Raw genomic sequence first — 1241 nt, forward strand, 5'->3', positions numbered from 1 at the left:
GTGGAGAGCGGGCGTGGGGCGGTGGACCGGGAGTACGACCCGGCCCACGTGGCGCGTCAGCTTCCGCTCGCCGCCGACCTGGTGGCCGCCTGCATCACCGCGGGAGCCGGGCCGGTCGTGGCCGCGCGGGCCGTGGGTGAAGCCCTGGGAGGGCCCGTCGGGGAGCGGCTGGCGCGGGGTGCGGCGGAGGCACGGCTCGGGGGTGAACCGGCCGAGGCATGGCGGGCGTTGGGCTCGCTGCCCGGTGCGGGGCCGCTGGCACGGCTTCTGGAACGGGCGGACGAGTCCGGTGTTCCGGCCGCTGCCCCCGTCGCCCGGCTGGCGGCCGAGGCCCGCGCCACCCGGGGACGTGCCGCGACGGAACGGGCGCGCCGTGCCGCCGTCATGGTCACCGCTCCGGTGGGGCTGTGCTTCTTGCCCGCGTTCATCGCCGTCGGCGTCCTGCCGGTCGTGATCGGGCTCGCGGACGGGCTGCTGGGAGGAGGCGGCGGATGAGCGGCTGAAGCGCACGACAAGCACACACGGCGGACAGCACGTGTGGTGAACGGAACGGATTCCTACGGGGGTTGAGATGAACACGGCAGTACGGGCGGTAGAGGCGGTACGAGGACGGATGCGCGCCCTGGTGCGCAGGGTGCGCACGGCGCGCGGGGACGCGGGGATGGTCACCTCCGAGTACGCGGTGGGCATCATCGCCGCGGTGGCCTTCGCCGCGGTGCTCTACAAGGTGGTGACCAGCGGGCCGGTGCAGGCCGCGTTGCAGGACATCGTGAAGCGGGCGCTCGATGGCGGGGCGTGAGCCGTGGGTCCTGCGCCCACCGGGTGGTGATCGGGGGACGCTCCGGCGGTCGGTCTCGCGGAGTCGTGACGGTGGCTTCGTGACCGCCGAGGCCGCGGTCGCCCTGCCGGTCCTCGTGCTCTTCGCCACGGCCCTGGTGTGGGCGCTGCTCGCCGCGTGTGCCCAGATCCAGTGCGTGGACGCGGCCAGGGCGGGCGCCCGGGCGGCGGCGCGCCAGGACCCGCGGGAAGCGGTCGAGGCGATGGCCCGCCGCGTGGCGCCGCACGGGGCGAGGGTGACGGTGAGCCGTGAGGGGGACCTCATGCGCGTGGTGGTCGCGGCCGACCCGCCGGGGCCTGACTCCCTGGGCCTCGACCTGAGCCATGAGGCCGTGGCGTTGTCGGAGGAGACGGTGGGGGTGAGCGGGTGAAGCGGGCGGTGGGGGAAGCCGGACCGCGTGGGG

The 1241-nt window shown here is 75.7% G+C and carries 3 protein-coding genes; all 3 read left to right on the forward strand.

All coding sequences use genetic code 11. The features are described 5' to 3' along the window. Nucleotides 1–495 (forward strand): type II secretion system F family protein (locus FNH04_RS46130; RefSeq protein WP_194237068.1); only part of this gene is annotated, 495 nt, incomplete at its 5' end. Between the two features lie 76 nt (nt 496–571). Next, nucleotides 572–799 (forward strand): DUF4244 domain-containing protein, encoded by a 228-nt coding sequence (locus FNH04_RS46135; protein ID WP_152792169.1) that lies wholly within the window; start codon nt 572–574, stop codon nt 797–799. Next, nucleotides 786–1208: a TadE family type IV pilus minor pilin gene (locus FNH04_RS46140; protein ID WP_152792170.1), complete on the forward strand. Its 423-nt coding sequence runs from the start codon at nt 786–788 to the stop codon at nt 1206–1208. The genes FNH04_RS46135 and FNH04_RS46140 overlap by 14 nt, the downstream gene beginning before the upstream one ends. Nucleotides 1209–1241: the final 33 nt, after the last annotated feature.

Origin of the sequence: Streptomyces phyllanthi (assembly GCF_009377205.1) — a bacterium.
In the GTDB taxonomy this organism is placed as follows: Bacteria; Actinomycetota; Actinomycetes; order Streptomycetales; family Streptomycetaceae; genus Streptomyces; species Streptomyces phyllanthi.

Coding starts and splice junctions, on each gene's coding strand:
- FNH04_RS46135 (WP_152792169.1), top strand. CDS start 572: ATGAACACGGCAGTACGGGCGGTAGAGGCGGTACGAGGACGGATGCGC.
- FNH04_RS46140 (WP_152792170.1), top strand. CDS start 786: ATGGCGGGGCGTGAGCCGTGGGTCCTGCGCCCACCGGGTGGTGATCGG.